Source organism: Streptomyces sp. NPDC054783 (assembly GCF_053611725.1).
The window spans coordinates 1-2,656 of record NZ_JBSHAY010000095.1 but is presented as its reverse complement, the minus strand read 5'-3'; the positions used below and the strand labels follow the sequence as shown (position 1 = coordinate 2,656).

Sequence of the window (2,656 nt, the reverse complement as noted above, 5' to 3'; positions counted from 1 at the left end):
ATCGAACGTGAGAAGGGTCGGATCCTCGACGGCGGGCCCAGGCGGCAGTCGGGCATCGGACTCATGAGGCGGGCGCGCGAGACCGTCGTGGCGCGTGCAGCCCTCCGCGGTTGTGCGGCTTGCCGAGCTCGGTCAGCAAGGTCACGGCCCCATCCGTGGCAACGTGCCCGGCGGCAGACACCCGGCGCTCGCACGGCTTCTGAGGCCGCGTCGTGCCAATCTCCCACCAGCCTCCACACGCGGTTATGAGTCTGCCGGTCGTGCGCCCACCGACCCGGGATCCCCTCACGGACGACAGCGGTCGCGAAACCGCCAACCTCGATTCCCGGGAAGCGGGTACGGCGCGTCTCCCGGGCCTTTGATGCGGTTCGATGTCGATGAACATGCACGTCACAGCTGCCCACATGGCTGCACTCTGCCGAAGTTCAAGTGGTCTTTCTGAACGCCGATCATGATTGAACTAACCGGAATCCGTCCGATCACTTCTCCCTGTGTGGCAGCGGCAGATGTCTGATCAGCCAACTTCCCACGCGGAAGGTCCAGTTCGGCTCCCACGGAGCTGGATACAGTCCTACGTTCTCCTTGAGTTATCCAAGGAGTCGCGTTGAGATCAGGCAGTAAGTACTTCCTCCAGCCCGACGGTTCCGTCCAGCGCCGCTAAGCGGATGCCGCGGGCCCCTGCGCCAGCGCGGCAGAAGCGAACTCGCACGGCACGCCGCCCTGCCGCCCTCCACCTGGAAGAGCGCACGGATCGAACGCGCCGGCCACTGTCGCAGCCCCGGCCTGCACGAAGGCATGACCACGCTCAAGGGCATCAGCGCCAAGGTCCGCCAGATCGCCATCCGCGGCATCGGCCGCGACGAGCCCACCCTGCTGATCACCAACGACGTGACCACCCCCGCCAAGGCGCTGTTCGCCCGCTACGCCGAGCGCATGACCATCAAGAACGAACTCGACGCCTACAGCAGCGGCATCCACCTGGACGCCCTGTCCCCCGGCGTCCCACTCAACGTCGACCTGGACACCACACTGGCCGTCGTCGCCGGGAGCCTCTACCGGATGCTCGCCCGTAAACTGCCCCGCTACGAGAACGCCGCACCCGACAAGTTCTGGCGACCACTTCCTCGACGCCACCGGGACCCTGCATGTCGGCGAGCACACCGTGACCTGCGCTCTCAACCTGCGCAGCCACCACCCCGCTCTGATCGACGCAGGCTTCCCTGACCGGGAGATCCCCGTCCCCCGGTGGAACGACCGAACCCTGCGCTTCCGCTTCCCTCCACGCTGAACCGGGCAGAGCAGACCTCAATCAAATCTCCGCGCCGGGAATCGAGGCTGATCCGCTCCCGAGCGTGGCGCCCCGAACATGCGACGTGGCGCTTCGCGGTGCAACCGGTCTGACAGGCGGCGCCCCGGGGTCCCGCCTGGCCGTTCGGCGCGAAGTGGTCCGGTCTTTGCTCAGAAAATGGTCCGCCCGTGTGGGCAGACGCGCGCATACGGTCGGATCGCGACGCATCTGATGGGAACCATGATGATGAACGCTGACCAGACCGCACTCTTGGAGCCGCTGAGGCTCCTCGAGATATCCGACGCAGCGATAGCGGTGATCGACGAGCAAGGGACGGTGGTCGCGTGGACGCAAGCCGCTCAGCACCTTGTTGGGTACTGCGCTGAGGACGTGGTGGGCCGGTCCGCCACACTCGTGCTGCCGTCCTCCGAGGAGGCGCTGGGAGTATCAGCGTTCACCGAGCAGTGCCGTGCCCAAGGTGGTTGGTCCGGCATCGCGGCGATCCGCCACCGCGACGGCCGTACGCTCAAGCTGAGCCTGCGCCTCTCGCTGCTGCGGGGTCAGGACGTAACCCATCGGTGGTTGGTATCCCTGACCGACATAGGCGCGTTCTCCTCGGGGATGATGAACGGATCGGAGCGGGAGTCGCTGCTTGCCCGCGCGCCGGTCGGCATCACCATTCGTGACCCGCAGCTGCGCTGTATCTGGGCGAACGACACGATGGAGCGCTATGACGGCATTTCCCTTGACCGGAGGATCGGACGCCGCCTGAAGGATTCACTGCCCGGCTTCGAGGCCGAGGCCCTTGAAGCGGTGATGCGGCAGGTGCTGGCGAGTGGCACTTCCGCGGTCCACGAGCACCGGGGGTGGCCGCCGGAAGATCCGCGCCGGGAGCACGCATTCTCGGCCTCGTTCTTCTGCCTCCTGGACGCGGACGGCCAGGCACTGGGGGTGTGCACCTTGACCGTGGATGTCACCAGCAACCGGCGGGCGCGCGAGCGCCTTGCCGTCCTCAGCCAGGCCGGCGCGCGCATCGGGAGCACCTTGGACGTCATGCAGACCGGGCAGGAACTGGCCAGCCTCGCCGTGCCCCTGTTGGCCGACTACGTCACCGTCGACCTGGCAGAGTCGGTTCCATTCGGCAAAGAGCCCTCTGCCCGAATCGAAACAATGTACGGTCGCCCCCGCGTGTTCCGACGTGCCGGTCTGGCCTCGATCCACCCAGGGGTCCCGGAGTCGACGTTTTCGCGAGGGGAGACAATTTCCGTCCCCCCGAACTCGCCGCTCGCCAACGCACTGCGTACGGGAAGGTCCCACCTGGAACCGGTACTGGACACCACCCCTGGGACATGGATCGACCACGACCCG

Annotated in this window: 2 protein-coding genes; both read left to right on the top strand. The window is 66.7% G+C overall.

Annotation, left to right across the window (positions count from 1 at the left end):
- The first annotated feature begins 795 nt into the window (after positions 1-795).
- Entirely contained in the window at positions 796-1,224 is a 429-nt protein-coding gene (locus ACWGJ5_RS46465) for a hypothetical protein (protein WP_453315626.1), read from the top strand.
- 304 nt (positions 1,225-1,528) lie between these two features.
- Positions 1,529-2,656, top strand: a 1,128-nt coding sequence (locus ACWGJ5_RS46460) for a PAS domain-containing protein (RefSeq protein WP_453315625.1), incomplete at its 3' end; no start/stop codon positions are given.